Origin of the sequence: Martelella alba (assembly GCF_006516955.1) — a bacterium.
GTDB lineage: Bacteria > Pseudomonadota > Alphaproteobacteria > Rhizobiales > Rhizobiaceae > Martelella > Martelella alba.
The window spans coordinates 124727-144173 of sequence record NZ_VHLG01000002.1; the positions used below are offsets into that span (position 1 = coordinate 124727).

Consider the following 19447-nt stretch of genomic DNA (forward strand, 5'->3'; position numbering starts at 1 on the left):
TTGAAAACAAGAGGGATCATCATGAAGAAAATCATCGCATTGCTGGCCGGAACAGCCGCCGCGATCACCATTTCGGCAGGCCTTGCAGCCGCCGCCGACACCGTCAAGGTTGGCGTTGCCGCCGAACCCTATCCGCCCTTTACCGTTCCCGATGCCTCCGGCCAGTGGACCGGTTGGGAAATCGACTTCATGGACGCCGTCTGCGCTTCCGCCCAGCTGGATTGCGTCGTTACACCGATCTCCTGGGACGGCCTGATCCCGGCGCTCACCTCCGGCAAGATCGATGCGATCATGTCCTCCATGTCGATCACGCCGGAACGCGAGAAGGAAATCGCGTTTTCCGACAAATACTACAACACACCCGGCGCCATCGTTGCCGCCAAGGGGATGGGCATCGAGCCGACTGACGAGGCCCTGAAGGGCATGATCCTCGGCGTTCAGGTTTCCACCACCAATGAAGCCTATGCCAAGAAGCATTTCCCTGATGCCACGCTGAAGACCTATCAGACCCAGGACGACGTCAATCAGGATCTTTATTCCGGCCGTATCGATGCCGAAATCGCCGATCTGGTCACACTGCAGCCCTTCCTGGAAAGCGATAATGGCAAGGATTGCTGTGAACTCGTCGGCAGCGTACCCGCCGATGTGGAAATCTACGGCCCCGGCATTGGCATCGGCCTGCGGCAGAGCGATACCGAACTGAAGGACAAGTTCAACGCGGCGATTGCCGCCGTGCGTGCCGATGGCACCTATGATGCGATCTCGAAGAAATATTTCAGCTTCGATATTTACGGTGACTGATCACGTTCCGGGCGGCCTTCAAAAGAGGTCGCCCGAATACTTCAAACTGGCGTATGGTTGAACATGGTAGATAAATCACGCCAGGCCGGGCAGACAAAACACGTAGAATGCAAAGCGCCCGGAACACCAGAAGGCTGAACAAAGGCAAAATCCTGCGGGGATGGCTGACATGACGAAACGGATGAGATGACGGGACTGGAAAATCTTGCCTTGTCGCCGCCGGGCTGGGGCGGCGCACTTTTGCGTGGACTTCTCACATCGCTTGAGGTTGCCGCTGGCGGCTACCTGCTGGGTCAGGTGATCGGCGTTGCCGGTTCATCCGGCAAGCTATATGGCGGACCGATCATCCGTGATCTTCTCGAAATCTACACCACCGTGGTGCGGGCCGTGCCGGAACTGGTGCTGATCGTGCTGCTCTATTATGCCGGCACAGCAAGCCTGAACAATCTCATGGACGTGCTCGGTTTTTCCTCCGTTGACATTTCTGGCATGCTGGCCGGTATCCTCGTCATCGGCCTGGTGCAGGGGGCCTATTCCACCGAGGTTCTGCGTGGCGCGATCCTGGCCGTGCCGCAGGGACAGATCGAGGCCGCACGCGCCTACGGCATGCCGCCTTCCATGATCCTGCGCCGGATCACCCTGCCGGCCATGCTGCCGCATGCCATTCCGGGACTTGCCAATCTCTGGCTCGTCACCACCAAGGATACAGCACTTCTGGCCGTGGTTGGCTTTACCGAACTGACACTGGCCACGCGCCAGGCCGCTGGCGTGACGCATGAATATTTCCTGTTCTTCTCGGCCGCCGGCGTGCTCTATCTCGCCGTGACGCTCGTTTCCACAATTCTTCTGCAAATGCTTGAAAAGCGCGCCCGGCGCGGGCTCACACGGAGCCAGTCATGAGCGGAGAGAACGACGATATCACAGCCGATCTCGCCGAGATCGAAACACCACCGCCCTTTCCCCGCCTTGCCGCGCTGATGCGCCCGCACCGCATTGTCCTGATGCTGATCGCGCTCGCCCTTCTGGTGCTGATGGCAGTAGATATGCGCTGGGACTGGCTGCCGCAATATGCCGGCCTTCTGGTCAAGGGCCTGTGGGTAACAGTGTTGCTGTTGATCTTTTCCACCATCTTCGGCTTCATTCTGGCTGTTCCCCTCGGCCTCGTTCAGGTCACCGGGCCGCGCTTTCTCGCCTGGCCGGCACAGGTCTTCTGCACGCTGATCCGTGGCACGCCGCTTTTGCTGCAATTGTGGCTGCTCTATTACGGTCTCGGCTCGCTGTTTCCCGGTATTCCCGGCATCCGCCACTCGTTTCTCTGGCCTTATCTGCGTGAGGCCTGGCCCTATGGGCTCCTCGCGCTGACGCTGTCCTATGCCGGCTATGAGGGCGAGGTGATGCGCGGTGCGCTGAAAGGTGTGCCGCATGGTGAGCTGGAAGCTGCCCGCGCCTATGGCATGGGCCGCTTCACCATGCTCTGGCGGATCTGGCTGCCGCGCGCCATTCAGCGCGCCTTGCCCACCCTTGCCGGTGAAACCGTGGTGCAGCTCAAATCGACGCCGCTGGTGGCCACAATTACCGTCGTCGATCTCTATTCAGTGGTCGGGCAGATCCGCCAGTCAACCTATCTCACCTATGAACCGCTACTGTTTCTTGCCTTCCTCTATTTCTGCCTTACCGGCATTTTGGTGGCGATTTTCCGCCATTTTGAAAAGAAGATCCCGGTCAGGCGCTGAACGCGCCTGACTGCGGCACCACGTTTTTTACCGCTATAGGAAAAAGCAAATCTTCTATTCCACAAACAACATGTAATCCTTTTCAATACCATAGAAGCACCCGTGGCCGGGTCATGCCAACCGGCCATACGGATCAGCAATCATGGACAGTGCCGACGCATTAAAAGGGATGATCGCACGCGATCACCTCCCGAAAAAGATGCGCAATTTCATATAGTTGCTAATCCTTGCAGGTTGAAAACGCCTGTGGGACCGGCTCCGTTTGAACAAAGAACCGGCCGCCTTAGGGGCGCGTCCGGAGGGGAGAGTATTGCATGATTGGAATTCGAGACATCACCAATGAATACAATCAGGTCACCACATCTGGCGAACCGCCGCCTGCCGAACTTCCGCCTTCCGACATTCATCAACGCAGGAACGCCGGACAGCCGTTGCAGCGCGCGAACCTACCCCGTGAGGCCAGCGTTTATGCACGACACGGCACGCCGGAGGTTTCTATGAGCCGGCGCGACAACATTGTCACCACACAGCCCGGCTACATTAACAGCAGCACATCAACATCGTCGATCAGCTCGACCGACAGCGCGTCACAGACAGACGCCGCAAATGCAGTCGCAGTTCAGACACTCAGAGATATTGAAGCAGCCGTTTCAGCTGACAACACAATTGCCGAGCGTATGACAGAAGAAATAGAAAACGGTGTCTTTCGGACTGCACTGCGCCAAATAGGAAGCAAGCCCAAGAGGTTGTTTCGCGATCACAACTTTGGCCTTGTTCAGCTTGGATATGCGCCTGCGGTTGCGTCGATCCTTCCAGGTCTGAATGGCTGGACCAAGATCGCCCTTCAGCTTCAGGGGCAGATACGCAAGGATGACGATCAAAACCTGAAGCTGGATTGGGCCGCTTATGTCCATGATGAAATCGGCAGCAATACCGCCTTTGGCGACTACTTCAGGGCATCCGCGATGACGATCGATCAGATCGGTTTTGGCGGGACCGCCAAGCTCATTGATGGCAAGCTCATCTCTGAGAACCTGCATATGCGCCGCGAATGGCTTGGCCGCGGGGATCTGACCCATCCCTACGGAACCGTCACTGCGGAAGCTCAAGGTATCAATGGCAATAAAAAGCCGCTGCATCTTCCGGTCGGCTGTAGCGCCGGGGGAGAAGCAGGCTCCGTTTCGATCTGGGATCTCAGAGTGAACGGGAAATGTGTTGCAGACAGCCGTGCACCGAAAGCCTTCGCGGCCTGGTCGGTTGGCACTGTCGCGGGCGGGGCGCTATCCATGCTCGTTGACCCTCAAGCTGGTATTGCTTCACATAGCCGCTTTATCGGCTCCGCACTTTGCCGCACCGTTGCTTTCCTTCCCTCCTATCTCGAGCATATTGCGGGAACAAAATTCATGGGGCCTTTCCACTGCGCACCCGACCGGACAGAGACCTGGGCAAACGTCCCGGCATTAGGACCGGCCGACACCAGCTACGCTTTCGGGAAAAACAACAACTTTGTCGCTACGTGTTTCTTGCGTCTCAATTTTAATCCTGGCACGCAACCGACCACCACCCGGCATCGCGCCGTTCCGATCCGGCAGCAATCGCCCGACCCGACAGCACAGCCTCATCGGGAAGGCACAGAATTGCGGCGACGAAGGGGATATCGCCTAGCAGATGATCGTTTTACACAGCGTGTGCCAATCGCCAATGAGCCGACCGGTCTGACCCGAAACGCACATTCATCGCCGCAATCGCTTTCCGCCGCCGCCCTTCAATGGCGTCGGGACCAGAGCGACCCGGAGCTGACCGGCTTCACCCCCTTTGGCGATACGGGAGCGCGCCAGAACGCCGAGCAGTCACGGTCCACCAGGCCACGCCTTGACGTTCCAGCCGCCGATAAAGCCGTGCCATCCACATCCGGCATGCAGAATACCATATCGGACCCCAGCCGGTTTTAGGCAAGCGAGCTCGGCGCCGGCATGCCGGCGCCAATCCGTCAAACCTAACCGACATTGGCCGAATGGCGTGACAATGAGAGCGGTGCGTTCACGGCTTTGTTCCCTTTTCATTCTCGTTCGTGTTGCGATATAATGTGCGCCATGAACGACTTTGATACCCTTTTTCCGCTCCGTTCCGGCCGCACCCATGATGTGAACGGACCGGGAGCGCGTTTTTTCGCCGCCGCCCTGATGGGGGCGTGCGGTGGCCATTGCCTGTGGGTCAGAGCCAGTTTCCTGCCCGGCACGCTCAACCCGGTCGCACTTTCCCGCTTTGCCGATCCGGAAAAACTGCTGCTTGCCCGTACGAAAGACCAGACGGAGACCCTGGCCGCTGCCGAGGAAGGTCTGCGCTCCGGCGCGCTTGCCCTCGTCGTGCTGGAACTTGACAGACCGCTTGATCTCACCCCCGGTCGCCGGCTGCAGCTTGCTGCGGAAGCCGGCCACGCAACGGGACTTTGCCTTTTTCCCGAGGGCATGGGCAACCCGGCAGCGGAAACCCGCTGGCTTTGCCGGCCGCTCTTTTCTCCCTCTGACTCGACTCTGCAGCTTTGGTCCATTATAAAGAACAAAACAGGAACAAATAGAAGCTGGACTGTCCGTTTCAATGAAGAGACGCATCGTATCCATATGGTTTCCGAGACTGCCGAGCGATCGGGCCCTCAGGAGACGCCCGATCGAAGGGGCCTTCGCGGTCACGCTTCATGAAGGCAATCATGACCGACTCCATTGCCTCAACCAGGCCGCAGAAACACTGGGGCTCGAGCGCGGCATGGGGCTCGCCGATGCCCGCGCCTATGTGCCCGATCTGATCACCCACCCGGCCGATCGCCATGGCGACGCCCGCTTTCTGGCACTGCTGGCGCGCTGGGCAACACGCTATACGCCGTTTGCCGGACTCGACGGTGACGACGGGCTGATCCTCGACATGACCGGTGCACTCCATCTTTTCGGAGGAGAGGAGGCCATGCTCGGTGATCTCAAGGCGCGCCTTGCCCGGGCAGGCTTGAGCGCAAGGCTGGGCCTTGCCGATACCAGAGGGGCGGCGGCAGCGCTTGCCCGCTTTGCCCCTGGCATTGCTGCGGAAGGCGAAACCGCTACCGCCATTGCGAAACTCCCCGTTGCAGCCCTCGGGATTGCGCCGCAGACGGCGACAACGCTGAAGCGGCTTGGTCTCGACACCATCGCCGATCTGGCAGCGCTGCCGCGTGCCAGCCTTGCCCGCCGCTTTGGTATGGAACTGCTGGAGCGGCTTGATCAGGCGACCGGGGCACGCGGCGAGACCATTTCCCCGCTTGCCGAACCGCCGCATTACGGCGTCAGGATGAACCTGCCCGAGCCGATTGGTCTCAAGGCGGATGTAACAGCCGTGCTGGAGCGGTTGCTGGCACGGCTTTGCGACAGGCTGAAGACCCGCGAGGCCGGGGCACGCAGGCTGGTGCTCACCCTGTCACGTGTTGACCAGTCGGACACCATTGCCGAATTGCGCCTTGCCCGGCCAATGCGCGATGCGATACGGATTTCCCGGTTGTTCGAGCGCTCGCTGGACAAGATCGATGCCGGTTTCGGGATCGAACGCGCCCGGCTGGAAGCGATTGACGTCGAAGACCTGCCGGCCGAGCAGATTGATGTGCGCGGCACCGTCAAGGGCGAAGCGCTGGACGATCTTGTCACCCGGCTCGGCACCCGGATCGGACTTGACAATATCCAGCGCTTTCAGCCGGCTGAAAGCCATATTCCCGAACGCAGCTTCTTCATGGCGCCAGCCGCATGGTCGAAGCCGGAGGGGCAGTGGGCAGCCCCCCGCCCGCGCCCACTGACACTTTTCACGCCGGAGCCGCTGCTCTCCGATCAGGCCGCACAAAGCCGCAATCCGCCAGCCCGCTTCACCTGGCGGCGCATCGGCCTTCATACGGCCCGCGCCGAAGGGCCGGAGCGGATTGCGCCGGAATGGTGGTTCGATGATCCCGACTGGCGTTCGGGCCTCAGGGATTACTGGCGGGTGGAAACCAGAGAGGGGTTTCGGCTTTTCATGTTTCACACGCCCCAGGCACCCAACTGGTTCGTGCAGGGTCAGTTTGCGTGAGGTTGCCCCATGAATTACGCCGAGCTTTGCGTCACCTCCAATTTCACCTTTTTAACCGGTGCCTCGCATCCGGAAGAATTGGTGGCGCGCGCTGCTGCCCTCGGGCTGGAAGCGATTGCGATCACCGACCGCAATTCCTTTGCCGGTGTGGTCCGCGCCTTTTCCGCCCTGAAGGAGATCCGCCGCAAGCATCACGAAAAGCAGCAGGAACAGGCAATCGCCCTGCGTGCGGCCCATCGCACTGACCCATCCTCGCGTCAGCCACTTTCTGGACAGCCGGGCCTGCCCGTCACGGTCCAGCGCCTGCCACGGCTGATTATCGGCTGTCGGCTGGTGCTTTCCGATTGCGCCGTCGAATTCGTGGCACTGGCGACGGACCGCCCGGCCTATGCGCGGCTGGCAAGGCTTTTGAGCCTTGGCAAGCAACGGGCGGAGAAGGGCGAATGCACACTTTTTCTCAAGGATGTGATGACATGGGCAGAAGGCGCGATCCTGATCGCACTGCCACCCGATACCGGCCCGCAGACGACCGATATCATTGCGCGGCTCCTGAACCGCTTTCCCGGCCATGTCTTTGTTGGCGCGGCGCCGCGCTATGATGGTTCCGACCAGACCTGGTTTGCCCGCTCGGCCGCCCTTTCCCATAAAACCGGCGCACCGATGGTCGCGGTTGGTGATGTGCTGATGCACCACGCCAGCCGCAGGCAGCTCGCCGATGTCCTGACCTGCATGCGCCACCATATCACCATCGACGAAATCGGCCGGCTGGCACTGCAAAATGCCGAGCGCCGGCTGAAGGGAGCGGCCGACATGGCCCGCCTTTATGGCGATTATCCCGCAGCCATTCGCCGCACAGTGGAAATTGCCGCCCGCGTGAGCTTTGAATTGTCGGAACTCTCCTATGAATATCCCGATGAGATCGCCGATGGCGAAAGCCCGATGCAAAGGCTGACACGGCTTTGCTGGGAGGGGCTTCACCGGCGCGCGCCCGGCGGCATTCCCGACCGCTACAGGACCCTGGCAGAAAAGGAGTTGGCGCTGGTCGAGGAGCTGAAATTTCCCGCCTATTTCCTCACCGTGCGCGATATTGTCGATTATGCCCGCTCGGCTGGCATTTTATGCCAGGGGCGCGGCTCGGCCGCCAATTCGATCCTGTGCTATGCGCTCGGCATTACCGATGTCAGTCCGGACATGATTGCCATGGTGTTTGAGCGCTTTGTCTCCAAACATCGCGGCGAACCGCCCGATATCGACGTCGATTTTGAGCATGAACGGCGTGAAGAGGTCATTCAGCACATCTACAAGAAATATGGCCGGCACCGCGCCGGGCTCTGTGCCACGGTGATCCATTTCCGCTCACGCTCGGCCATTCGCGAGGTTGGCAAGGTAATGGGGCTCAGCGACGACGTGACAGCAAGTCTTTCCGGCCAGATCTGGGGCATTTCCAACCAAGGTGCGGATCCCAACCGGTTGCGCGAGATCGGGCTCGATCTTTCTGACCGGCGACTGTCCCAAACCATCAGGCTGATCGGCGAGATCATCGATTTCCCCCGGCACCTGTCGCAGCATGTCGGTGGCTTCGTCATCACCAGAGGGAGGCTCGACGAGCTCTGTCCGATCGAAAATGCCGCCATGGAAGACCGGACCATCATCGAATGGGACAAGGATGATATCGACGCGCTCGGCATTCTGAAGGTCGATGTGCTGAGCCTCGGCATGCTGGCCTGCTTGAAAAAATCCTTCGATCTTGTTGAACAGCATTACGGGCGGGAACTGACCATCGACATGGTGCCGCAGGGCGATGAGGCGACCTATGACATGCTCTGTGCCGCCGATGCCATCGGCGTGTTTCAGGTGGAAAGCCGGGCGCAGATGAATTTTCTGCCGCGCATGAAGCCGCGCAGCTTTTACGATCTGGTGATTGAAGTGGCGATCGTGCGTCCCGGACCGATCCAGGGCGGCATGGTCCAGCCCTATATCAGGCGCCGGCAGAAGCTGGAGGATGTCACCTATCCGAATACCGACTTGCGTTCGGTGCTGGAGAAAACCCTCGGCGTGCCGCTGTTTCAGGAACAGGCGATGATGATTGCCGTGGTAGCCGCCGGTTTTTCCGCCGAGGATGCCGACCGGCTGCGCCGCTCGCTCGCCAGTTTCCGCCGCATGGGCACGATTGGCGGGTTCAAGGAACAGTTCATTACCGGCATGCTCAACAATGGTTATGACGCCGATTTTTCCGCCCGCTGCTTTGCCCAGATCGAGGGCTTTGCCGATTACGGCTTTCCCGAAAGCCATGCCGCCGCCTTCGCCATGCTCACCTATGTCTCGGCCTGGCTCAAATGCCATTACCCGGCAGCATTTGCCTGTGCGCTGCTCAATGCCCAGCCGATGGGTTTTTACGCTCCGGCCCAGATCATCCGCGATGCCCGCGAGCATCAGGTCGAGGTGCGTCCGGTCTCTGTCAATCACAGCGCCTGGGATTGCACGCTGGAACGGCGCAGTGACCGCGACCATGCCCTGCGGCTCGGGCTGCGCCAGATCCGCGGCTTTCGCAAGGAAGATGCCGAATGGCTGGAACAGGCGCGCGGCAACGGCTACCAGACCCCGGAGGATGTGTGGCTGCGCGCCGGCCTTGCGCCTGCCGTGCTGGAACGTCTGGCCGAGGCGGATGCCTTTGCCGATGCCGGGCTCTCCCGGCGCGATGCGCTGTGGCGGGTCAAGGCGATCCGTGCGCCAAAGCCGCTGCCGCTGTTTGCCGATCCGATTGACGGCGAACATATCCGCGAGCCGGATGTCATCCTGCCGGCGATGAATCTCGGCGAACAGGTGGTGGAAGATTATGTGGCGCTGCGGCTCAGCCTCAAGGCGCATCCGATGGAGCTGCTGCGCGCCCGGATTAACGGGCTGACACTGCATTCCGCCCTTGCGACAACGCCTCAGCGCCGGGTCAGCGTTACCGGTCTGGTGATCACCCGGCAACGCCCCGGCACCGCCTCCGGCGTGGTGTTTTTAACGCTTGAGGACGAAACCGGCGTCGCCAATATCGTTGTCTGGAAAAAGGTTTATGAACGCTACCGCCGCATCGTGATGGGCGGCAGGCTGCTGAAAGTAACCGGCCCGCTGCAGCGCGAAGGCAGCGTGGTGCATGTGATTGCCGAAGTGATCGAGGACTGTTCGCATCTCTTGAGCGAACTCGGCCACCCGATGGATGATGCGATCGGCATCACCGATCCCAAGAGTGATGACGCGCCACGGCGGCCAAAGCTCGGCCCCCGCGCCCACCATCCGCGCGAACAGGCAAAGAAGCTGTTTCCAAGCCGGGATTTCCATTGAGCAAGGCCTGAATTTAAAATCAACGCCCGATTTCCGACAGACCGGATCATCGGGGAATGTTATCAAAAGCCATGCTATTTGATCTACCTGACCACGAGACACTTTATCAGGCGCTTCTGGCCCGCGACCCGCATTATGACGGGCAGGCCTATGTCTGCGTCGCCACCACCGGCATTTTCTGCCGGCTCACCTGTCCGGCGCGCAAGCCCCGGCGGGAAAACTGCAGCTTTCACGCCACCATCGGCGCCTGTATCGAAGCCGGGTTCCGCCCCTGCAAGCGGTGCCATCCGCTGCAGGCAGCGGCCAGCCAGGACCCGACCATTGCGGCCCTGCTCAAAGCCCTTGATGCCCGTCCGGATATCCGCTGGAGCGAAGCGCGTATCGCAGCGCTCGGCCATGATCTTTCCACCGTCCGCCGGGCGTTCAAGCGCCATTACGGCATGACATTCCTGGAAATGGCGCGCCAGCGACGCTTAAGGGAAGGTTTCGAGACGCTGGCCGGTGGCGGTAAGATGATCACCGCCCAGCACGAGGCCGGTTTTGACTCGCCAAGCGCGTTCCGGGCGGCTTTTGCCCGGCTTCTCGGCTGCTTACCGTCAGAGCTGCGCGGCCCGGCCGTGTTGAAGGCAAGCTGGATTGCCACCCCGCTTGGCGACATGATTGCCGTCGCCAGCGAAACCCATCTGCATCTGCTTGAATTCACCGAGCGAAAGGCACTTCCGGCGGAACTGAAAAAACTGCGTCAGGCAACGCGGGATCGTCTCGGCATTGGCCGCACCGCCATCACAGAACAGGCGGAAGCCGAACTTGCCGCCTTCTTCGCCGGCCGCATGGCACAGTTTCAAACCCCACTTTATCAGGCAGGCAGCGCCTTCAGCCGCACAGTCTGGGATGCGCTATGCGAGATCCCCGCCGGCGAGACCCGCTCCTATGCCGAGATTGCCCGGCTGATCGGCAATCCGGCGGCGACACGGGCTGTCGCCCGTGCCAATGGTGCAAACCAGATCGCCCTCATGGTGCCCTGCCACCGGGTCATCGGTGCCGACGGGTCGCTGACCGGTTATGGCGGCGGGTTGTGGCGCAAGCAGCGCCTGCTGGAGATCGAACGCGACTATCGCAGGCCACCTCCAGCACCGCATCAGGCATCAGAGGTGCTGAGCGGCGGGCCTATGCCCCCGCCCGCCCGCTGAAGCGCCGCAATCAGGCAGCGGCAACCTTGCCCAGCACCTCCAACGCCTCGACAACGGCGGCGGCGGCCTCGCGACCCTTGTTATGGGCATCATCGGCCGAACGACGGAAAGCCTGATCAGCGGTATAGGTCGTCAGAATGCCGAAGGAGAGCGGCACGCCGGTTTCCAGCGACGCCTGCATCAGCCCATGGGCCGCGGCATCGGAAATATATTCGAAATGGGCCGTTTCGCCCTTGATGACGGCGCCAATGCAGACGACGCCGGCAAATTTGCCGCTGAGCGCAAGTTTCTTGGCGACCAGCGGAATTTCAAAGGCACCCGGAGCGTTAAAGATATCGTCTTTCGAAACAGCATGGCCACGCGCTTCAAGCTCGGCCAGAGCTCCGGTCAGAAGGCCGGAGGTAACGCGCTCGTTGAAGTGGCTGATGACGATGGCAAGACGGTGCGACATGGTTTTCTTCCTTATTCTCTGGCGATGGGGACTATTCGGCGGCGGGCAGGAAATGCCCGAATTTCAACCGCTTGGCGGCGAGATAATTTTCATTGAACGGATTGGCGGCGATGATCAGCGGCATGCGCTTTTCCACCGCGATCCCGAAAGCGGCAAGGCTGTCGGCCTTGTCGGGATTATTGGTCAAAAGCTTCACCCGGCTGATACCGAGATGGCGCAGAATATGGGCGGCCGGCCAATAGCTGCGCTGATCGGCCGGCAGGCCAAGCGCCAGATTGGCGGCATGGGTATCAAGCCCCTGTTCCTGCAGGTGATAGGCGCGGATCTTGTTGGCAAGGCCGATGCCGCGCCCTTCCTGTCCGCGCAGATAGATCAGCACGCCGCCATTCTGGCCGATCAGCTCCATGCTGGCGGAAAGCTGCTCACCGCAATCGCAGCGGCGCGATCCGAACACATCACCCGTCAGGCATTCCGAATGCACCCGTACCAGCGGCGCATCGCCAAGCGGCCCCTTGACCAGCACCAGATGCTCCTGCCCGCTCAGGGTCTCACGGAAGGCATGGGCGACGAATTCCGTATTCGAAAGCCCGGTCGGCAGCGCCGCATCGGCGACTTCCTCCACCAGCATTTCGTGGATCTGGCGATATTCGGCAAGCTCGGCAATCGTCAGCAAGGGCAGGTCATGCTTTTCGGCAAAGGCGATCAGATCCGGCCGGCGCGCCATCTCGCCATCATCGCGCATGATCTCGCAGATCACCCCGGCTGGCGTCAATCCGGCGAGGCGGGCGAGATCGACCGCCCCTTCCGTATGGCCATTGCGCGCCAGAACCCCACCATTCTTTGCTCTCAGCGGAAACATGTGGCCGGGTGAGACGATCTCCTGCGGCCCGGACGCCGGATCGGCGGCAACACGCGCCGTCAGCGCCCGCTCGCGTGCCGAAATGCCGGTGGTAACACCATGACGTGCCTCGATTGACACGGTGAACGCCGTTTCATGCGGGGCATCATTCTTTTCCACCATCGGCTTCAGACCGAGCTGATCGATCTTTTTCGCCGTCAGTGCCAGGCAGATCAGCCCGCGCCCGTGCGTTGCCATGAAATTGACCGCCTCGGTGGTGGCAAACTCGGCCGCAACCACCAGATCGCCCTCGTTCTCGCGGTTCTCGTCGTCGACAAGCACCACCATGCGGCCAGCCTTCAGCGCGGCAAGCGCGGGTTCAACAGTGTTCATGGTCGTCTTCCTTTTCATCAGGTGCAGCGATCAGGCCGCACTTTCGGTCACAGCCGAAAATTCATTCATGGTCCGCCGCTGAATGCGCACGTCATCGGCGCCAGTCCCTGCGCTCCGGGTGATCACCACATGCTCATCCCACAGACCCGCCGAAAGCACAGCCGCCGTCAATGCCGGTCCGGCTTCCACCAGCACTTCCAGAACACCGGCAGCGCCAAGCCTGAAAAGCGCCTCGTCAAGCGTTGCCGCCGGCAAAAGCTGGAAACCGCGATCGCGGGCAGCCGCCAGATAGGCCTGCGAAACGCGGCCTCGGCGGTCGAGAATGGTCAGAAACCGCATCTTTTCAGGAAAATCGGCAACACGGCGCACCGTAAACGCCGGATCATCGGCAAGCACAGTGCCTGAACCGGTGAGAATTGCATCGGCCCGCCGGCGCAGCCGATGGGCAAGATCCAGCGACGCCGCGCTGGTAAAGGTCTTCTGCCCTTCAGGCGGGATCATGCTGCCATCAGTCATCAATGCCTGCTTGACGGTGACAAAGGGACGCCCGGTCACGCTGTGCTTGGCAAAGGGGGCGATCAGACGCGCCGCCTCGTTTGCCAGAGCCTCTGCCGCAGCACCGCCAAGGCTGGCGATCTGGCGGACATCCAGCCCTCCGGCGCGAAGCCGGGCCATGCCGCCGCCTGCAACATGCGGATTGGGATCGGCGGCCCCCACCAGCACATGACGCGCGGGGGACGCAAGAATAGCCATGCTGCAGGCCGGTGTGCGCCCGACATGATTGCAGGGCTCAAGCGTGACGACGACGGTGTGAACCGCGGACAATGTGCCATTGGCACGCGCCGCAGCCAGCGCTCTCGCCTCGGCATGGCCGGTTCCGGCCCGTTCATGGGCGCCCCTTGCCAGAACCCGCCCGGCGCTATCCAGCAAAACGCAGCCGACCGGCGGGTTGGGCGCGGTTGCGCCAGCATAGGCGGACGCAAGGTCAAGCGCCTGACGAAAAGCGTCAAGCAGCACCTGCTGCGGCAGACTGCCGGATTCCTGGCGAAAAGCTTTATCACTGCCCATCATCAACTCGTCCTTTGCAAAAGACGCAATCAGGGCATCAACAGACGTTTTGACCGCTCCTGTTTCTCAAAGAAGCAGCCCCCGCGCCCTATTTCAACAAGGCGCAGCTATCCCGTCCTGTCGTTCTCTTCCATCCGGACTTTAACCGTCGGCTCCGGATTCACACCGGATCTGCTGACCCTGCCGAGATGGCAGGCGCTCGCGGGCTGATGCCAGAAGGCAAACACCGCCGGTGGGGAATTTCACCCCGCCCTGAGAACATCACCGGTCATTACCGGTAGCGGGAAGATAGGCACAAATCATCGCCAGCGCAAGATAGCGCGACATCGCAGCCGTAACCGAAGATTGAACACTGTGTTTCAACGTCAGTTCAGACTGCCCCGCGCGGACCGATCACCGCTTTCAGTTCTGATGCGGCAGCCGGGGTCACCGCCAGTACAGGCTGACGATTACTCCAGTCGTTTTCCTTTGAAAAACCTTCCGTTTCCCCACCCGCCTCACGCACAAGCAACAGGCCTGCGAGGCAATCCCACGAACTGAGCGCGGGCTCATAAAAGCCGAGCAGATTACCGGACGCAACCATGGAGAGAGACCGTGCCGCCGAGCCGAACCGCATATACATGCCGCCTGCCGCCATCAGCCGGGTGATAATACCGCCGACATGCGCGGCAAAATGCGGCGCACCGGGACCAATCACCACCAGCCCGCCATCAAGCGGTGTGGCATTGTCAATGCGGATCGGACGATCGTTGCAAAAGGCGCCCTTGCCGGCTTCCGCGAAAAACAGCTTGTCTTCCGCCGGAGCAAAGATCAGCCCTGCAACTGTTTCACCACCCTTCAACAGCGCAATGACCACGGTCCAGCTTGGCATACCATGCAGAAAGGCCGCCGTGCCATCGATCGGATCTATGACCCAAGTATAGGCTGATGCGCCATCGCGGCGGCCATGCTCCTCGCCCCAGAGCCCGTCTTCGGGAAAAGCGGCCGAAAGTGCCGTGCGAATTTCGGTTTCGACATTGCGGTCAGCTTCGCTCACCGTATCCTGACCTGAGGTCTTGTGCTCGACGCTGAGCGTGTGAAACCGCTCGAAATAGCCAAGCGCGGTTGCTCCTGCCTTGACGATGATGGACTTGGCGACGGCGATGCGCGCCGCCTGCGAATCTGAAATGTCATTCATGCGGATGATTGTCTCTTGGCTTGCAGAAATTACAGGGCGCGCGTCGTTGCCCGCCGGATCAGTGTGACAGGTAATATGGTCTCGCCCGTTTCCTCCTCAGCCATAGCACGACCGAGTGACGTGAGGGCCTCACTGGCGACTGCGGCAGGGTCTTGGCGCACCGTGGTCAGGTTATAGCTTGCCCATGCAGCCTCGGGAATATCGTCGCAGGCAACCAATGCAAGATCGTCCGGCAGGCGAAGACCGCCTTCACGCTTCAACCCGTCGAGAAAGCCGAGCGCAAAGAAATCATTGGCACAATAGATGCCATCGACGGAGGGCATGGCGGCAAGGAAGGCCCGCGCCGCCTCTTCACCACCCTCATGGTTCTGCCGCTCGCCGAAAAACGGATCGGTAAGCGTGATGCCAAGCTCTGCTGCACGTAGCGCGAATGCATCGCGACGCTTTCCGATCGAATAGGAAAGACGCCGCTGCCCCGCATAGGCCAGCCTCCGGCAGCCGGAACGGTAAAGCTCGTCGGCGGCGAGCCTGCCCGCCTCGGTGTGATCATGGCGGACACTGGCGATATTGCCACCAACCGGCGCCTTTTCCACCAGAACCAGCGGCACGCCATGGCGGATACATTCCTCGGCAATCGCGCGCGGCGGCGTGTCGGAGGTCACGATTGCACCGGAGACGTTGTAGTGAAGCATCATATCGATCAGTTGGCTGATATTGTCGCCAGCACTCCAGGGCAGCAAAAAGGGGCGGAAATCCCGTGCCACCAGTCCACGCGCCAGCTTGTCAACCAGGATCGAACGCAGCGAATGCTCCAGATCCGAAACAACCATGGCAACGAGATTGGTGCGCTGCGTCGACAGGCTGCGCGCAAGGAAATTGACGCGGTAGCCGAGCTTTTCCGCCGCCTCGCGCACCTTTTCCCGCGTTGCCGGCGCAACACTTGCCCCCGGTGTAAAGCTGCGCGAAACGGCGGAGCGCGACACACCGGCAAGGCGGGCGACATCATCCGCCGTTGGCTGGCGAAAACGCTGCTGGCTGTCTTCGCCCATCATGAAAGCCTTTTCAGACAATCGAGCAGCATGTCGGCACGGTTGAGATTGATCATCTCCGGGGCGAGCTTGGCGATCCGCTCGAAAACAACCGGATCATCGCCGAAATAATGCAGCATCGGCGTGATACCGCGCGCCCGGCACAGAGGGGCCTCGTCCTCCCAGTCTTCCAGCTGGATCTCTGCGATCACCGGCTGCAGCCGGTCAATCATCGCATCGATCGAACCATGATGGGCAATATTGGATTTCAGCCGCACACCCGGCGAGACCGCACGCATGCCGTCCATCAGCGCCATATCGGCAGACCAGAAGAAACACTGATCGAGAAAGTCCATCTGCCTGACAAGCGCGACAAGCTTTTCCGGCCGGACCGCCTTGTTCTCGATATACATCTGCCGCCCCCGCGCCTTGCAGAGCGAAATTGCCGCCTGCAGGGTTAGAATACTCTCACCGGCATAGAAGGGCGAGAACCAGCGCCCCGCGTCAACCCCTTCGAGTGCTGAAAGCGCGGTTTCAACCACAAAACCAGTCGCATCCGTGGTCCGGTCCAGCGTTTTGTCATGCATGACGACAATGGCGCCATCGGCGGTCTCGCGGACATCAAGCTCCAGTATGTCAGCGCCTAGATCATAGGCGAGAACAGCGGCGGCCTTCGTATTCTCCGGCGCCAGATGATTGACCCCGCGATGGCAGACAACCACCGTCCTTCGCGATGGCAGGGCCGAGAAGCCGCCAATCAGTTCGGGCTGGTTGGAGCAGATGCCAAGCACCGGCAGGGTAACGAGATCTTCAAGCACCGCCGGCCTTTCCTCATGCCAGAGCACGATGCCGATCCCTTCGCCAGCGGCTCTTGCGATCAGTTCCGGTGTCACCAGATCCTGCGGACGGTCGCCAGCCTTTTCCCAGCACAGATGAATGATCCCGGCGCCGGTATCGCGTTGGGCCTCAAAAGGGTCTTCGCCCTTGCGCACCAGCACCGAGATCTGATAGCGGCTTCCGACCGCCGCCATGGCACGAACCTCATCGTGATTGAAACTGCCGAAGACAGCAGCTTCAAAACCCCATTCCTCAAGCGCTGCGATCGCCACAACGCCCGAACCCGGCCCCTTGATCTCGACATAGAGCGCCTGATCGCGCGCCCGCGCCAGATCAACCACTTCCCGCAATGTCGGAACGCCCGGCACATCGTGCCGCAAGGTCCGAAAATCCGTCTCCGCAATCACATGGGCGATCCCGAACACGGCTTCGGCAGACGCATCATGGGAGATGACCGGCACGCCATCGGCGGTCAGGTGCACATCGATTTCCCACATATCCGCACCAAGATCCGCCGCCGTCGCATAGGCTTCAAGCGTATTCTCTGTTGCATGGGCCGAAGCGCCGCGATGGGCGATGACGGAAGGGCGGCCGGCAAATCGCCGGGCCGGCCAGACATGGCAAGGGGTGACAGCGGTCATCTAGAGGCGCGCTCCCTGATCATCGAAGACCAGAACATGATCGGTATTCACCTTCCAGCTGACCTGATCCCCCATCGCAATATCGGTGCGTACCGGCTGGATCGAGCGCAGCATCACGCCCGGTGCCACTTCGACATCAAACAGCATTTCGCGGCCCTGCGGTTCGATAAAGCGAACCGCACCGTCAAGTGGGGCATGCCCGTCATTGCCGAAAAATTCCGGCCTGATGCCAAGTGCCAGGCGCTTGCCGGCCTCAATCCCGCGCAATCTTTCAGGCAGCGGCAGGTTCACACCGGCATCCATTTCGAAACCGCCATTTTCCGCCGCACGGCCATCGAGAAAGACAATCGGCGGATTGCCGAGAAAGCCGGCAACAAAGCGGCTTTCGGGCTCGCGATACATTTCGGTCGGCTTGGCGATCTGCAGGATTTCGCCCTTGTTCATGATCGCCACCCGGTCGCACATGCTCATGGCTTCAACCTGATCATGGGTGACGAGAATGGCTGTAATGCCGGTTTCAAGCTGAATCCGGCGGATTTCCGAGCGCATTTCAAGGCGGAGCTTGGCGTCAAGATTGGCCAGCGGTTCGTCAAGCAGCAACACGTCGGGACGGCGGACGATGGCACGGGCCAGCGCTACGCGCTGCTGCTGACCGCCAGACAATTGCGCCGGGCGGCGCTGGAGCAGTTCCTCGATATGGATCAGCTCGGCAATCGCGCGCACGGCGCGGTCGATCTCGCCCCTGTCCTTCTTCTGCACCTCAAGCGGAAAGGCGATGTTTTCAAACACAGTCATATGCGGATAAAGCGCATAATTCTGAAACACGACCCCGACATTGCGTTTTTGCGAGGGAAGGTTCGAGACATCCTTTTCGCCAAACAGAATGCGGCCGCCATTGACCCGGTGAATACCGCAGATGGCAAAAAGCGTTGTCGATTTGCCGCAGCCGGATGGCCCGAGAAGCGCCAGCATCTCGCCGTCCTCCACGGTCAGATTCATGTTCTCGATGACTTTGACGTCGTCGAAGGTCTTGGTAAAATTATCGAGTACGAGACGCATCAGCCCTTCGTGCCTCCATTGAAGATATTCATGAGCCGGTTCTGGAACAGAACGAAAAGGACGAGCACCGGCAGGGTGTAGAAAAGGCCGACCGACTGAAACAGCGAGAAGTCGAAGCCGATGGATTCGGACGAGGAGAGCTTGGAGAGCAGTACCGAGAGCACCTCGAAATCTGAGCCCGGCGCCAGCACCCGCGGCAGCAGAAACTCACCCCAGCCATCGAGAAAGGCGAAGACACCGAGGGCGACAAAGCCGGGCTTGACCTGCGGCAGCACCAGCCGCCGCCAAACGGTGAAGCGGCTGGCTCCATCCTGAACGCCAGCCATTTCGATTTCCCACGGCACGGCATCGTAAAAGCCCTTCATGATCCAGACGCCGAAGGGCAGCATCAGCGCACCCTTGACCAGGATGACGCCGGTCATGGTGTTGTAGAGACCGGTGAAATTCAGCACCAGAAAGATGCCGATCAAAAGCGTGACCGCCGGAAAGGCATGCAGCACCAAAAGACCACCGAGAAAGAAGGAGCGGAACGGCAGGTTGAGCCGCGACAGCGCATAGCCGCCGGTCGATGAGATCGTCAGCACGATCAGCACCATGGAAGCGCCGAAAATGAAGGAATTACGGGTCGCCACCCAGATATTGCCGGCAATCGACGGATCGATCAGAAAGCGCCAGTGCGATAAGGTGAATTCATTGGGAAAAAGCGCACCGGCCGGCGTGTTCGAAAAGGTATCGATCACCAGATAGGCGTACATGATGATGATTGGCGAGGAGAGCAGCGCAAGGATCAGGATAACCGGCAGCATGGAAAAATTACGTGTCAT

16 protein-coding genes and 1 riboswitch are annotated in these 19447 nt (G+C 60.6%); of the genes, 8 read left to right on the forward strand and 8 right to left on the reverse strand.

Features of this window, described 5'->3' with window-relative positions; genetic code table 11:
• The first annotated feature begins 21 nt into the window (after positions 1 to 21).
• The 8 genes from FJU08_RS04130 to FJU08_RS04165 all read left to right on the forward strand — a co-directional run bounded on the left by FJU08_RS04130 (position 22) and on the right by FJU08_RS04165 (position 11131).
• The gene (locus FJU08_RS04130) at positions 22 to 801 is read left to right on the forward strand and encodes a transporter substrate-binding domain-containing protein (RefSeq protein ID WP_141147717.1); all 780 of its coding nucleotides are present in this window, start codon (positions 22 to 24) and stop codon (positions 799 to 801) included.
• Between the two features lie 186 nt (positions 802 to 987).
• Positions 988 to 1701, forward strand: coding sequence for an ABC transporter permease (locus FJU08_RS04135; RefSeq protein ID WP_141147718.1), 714 nt, complete (start codon positions 988 to 990; stop codon positions 1699 to 1701).
• Entirely contained in the window at positions 1698 to 2534 is an 837-nt protein-coding gene (locus FJU08_RS04140; protein WP_141147719.1) for an ABC transporter permease, read from the forward strand. The genes FJU08_RS04135 and FJU08_RS04140 overlap by 4 nt, the downstream gene beginning before the upstream one ends.
• Positions 2535 to 2848: 314 nt before the next feature.
• Positions 2849 to 4486, forward strand: coding sequence for a hypothetical protein (locus FJU08_RS04145; RefSeq protein WP_141147720.1), 1638 nt, complete (start codon positions 2849 to 2851; stop codon positions 4484 to 4486).
• A 141-nt stretch (positions 4487 to 4627) separates the two neighbouring features.
• Positions 4628 to 5233 (forward strand): ImuA family protein, encoded by a 606-nt coding sequence (locus tag FJU08_RS04150; RefSeq protein ID WP_141147721.1) that lies wholly within the window; start codon positions 4628 to 4630, stop codon positions 5231 to 5233.
• Entirely contained in the window at positions 5133 to 6611 is a 1479-nt protein-coding gene (locus FJU08_RS04155; RefSeq protein ID WP_141147722.1) for a Y-family DNA polymerase, read from the forward strand. The genes FJU08_RS04150 and FJU08_RS04155 overlap by 101 nt, the downstream gene beginning before the upstream one ends.
• A gap of 9 nt (positions 6612 to 6620) precedes the next feature.
• Positions 6621 to 9941 (forward strand): error-prone DNA polymerase, encoded by a 3321-nt coding sequence (locus FJU08_RS04160; protein WP_141147723.1) that lies wholly within the window; start codon positions 6621 to 6623, stop codon positions 9939 to 9941.
• Between the two features lie 71 nt (positions 9942 to 10012).
• On the forward strand, positions 10013 to 11131 hold the full coding sequence (locus FJU08_RS04165) for a bifunctional transcriptional activator/DNA repair enzyme AdaA (RefSeq protein ID WP_141147724.1): 1119 nt from the start codon (positions 10013 to 10015) through the stop codon (positions 11129 to 11131).
• A gap of 10 nt (positions 11132 to 11141) precedes the next feature.
• On the opposite strand, the gene ribH is transcribed toward FJU08_RS04165, so the two are convergent.
• From ribH to FJU08_RS04205, 8 genes are all read right to left on the reverse strand, one after another.
• The gene (ribH, locus tag FJU08_RS04170; protein WP_141147725.1) at positions 11142 to 11582 is read right to left on the reverse strand and encodes a 6,7-dimethyl-8-ribityllumazine synthase; all 441 of its coding nucleotides are present in this window, start codon (positions 11580 to 11582) and stop codon (positions 11142 to 11144) included.
• Between the two features lie 31 nt (positions 11583 to 11613).
• Positions 11614 to 12813 carry a 3,4-dihydroxy-2-butanone-4-phosphate synthase gene (gene ribB, locus FJU08_RS04175; protein WP_141147726.1) on the reverse strand — a complete coding sequence of 400 codons (1200 nt, stop codon included), beginning with the start codon at positions 12811 to 12813 and terminating at the stop codon, positions 11614 to 11616.
• Positions 12814 to 12843: 30 nt separating this feature from the next.
• Entirely contained in the window at positions 12844 to 13884 is a 1041-nt protein-coding gene (gene ribD / locus FJU08_RS04180) for a bifunctional diaminohydroxyphosphoribosylaminopyrimidine deaminase/5-amino-6-(5-phosphoribosylamino)uracil reductase RibD (RefSeq protein WP_235890574.1), read from the reverse strand.
• 115 nt (positions 13885 to 13999) lie between these two features.
• A riboswitch (FMN riboswitch) is annotated at positions 14000 to 14145 on the reverse strand.
• Between the two features lie 106 nt (positions 14146 to 14251).
• Positions 14252 to 15058: an inositol monophosphatase family protein gene (locus FJU08_RS04185; protein ID WP_141147727.1), complete on the reverse strand. Its 807-nt coding sequence runs from the start codon at positions 15056 to 15058 to the stop codon at positions 14252 to 14254.
• Positions 15059 to 15087: 29 nt separating this feature from the next.
• Positions 15088 to 16110 (reverse strand): LacI family DNA-binding transcriptional regulator, encoded by a 1023-nt coding sequence (locus tag FJU08_RS04190; RefSeq protein ID WP_210245183.1) that lies wholly within the window; start codon positions 16108 to 16110, stop codon positions 15088 to 15090.
• Positions 16107 to 17564: a glycerophosphodiester phosphodiesterase family protein gene (locus tag FJU08_RS04195; protein WP_141147728.1), complete on the reverse strand. Its 1458-nt coding sequence runs from the start codon at positions 17562 to 17564 to the stop codon at positions 16107 to 16109. Before FJU08_RS04195 ends, FJU08_RS04190 begins: the two co-directional genes overlap by 4 nt.
• Positions 17565 to 18623 (reverse strand): ABC transporter ATP-binding protein, encoded by a 1059-nt coding sequence (locus FJU08_RS04200; protein WP_141147729.1) that lies wholly within the window; start codon positions 18621 to 18623, stop codon positions 17565 to 17567. It abuts the gene before it with no gap.
• Positions 18623 to 19447 (reverse strand): carbohydrate ABC transporter permease, encoded by an 825-nt coding sequence (locus tag FJU08_RS04205; protein WP_141147730.1) that lies wholly within the window; start codon positions 19445 to 19447, stop codon positions 18623 to 18625. The genes FJU08_RS04200 and FJU08_RS04205 overlap by 1 nt, the downstream gene beginning before the upstream one ends.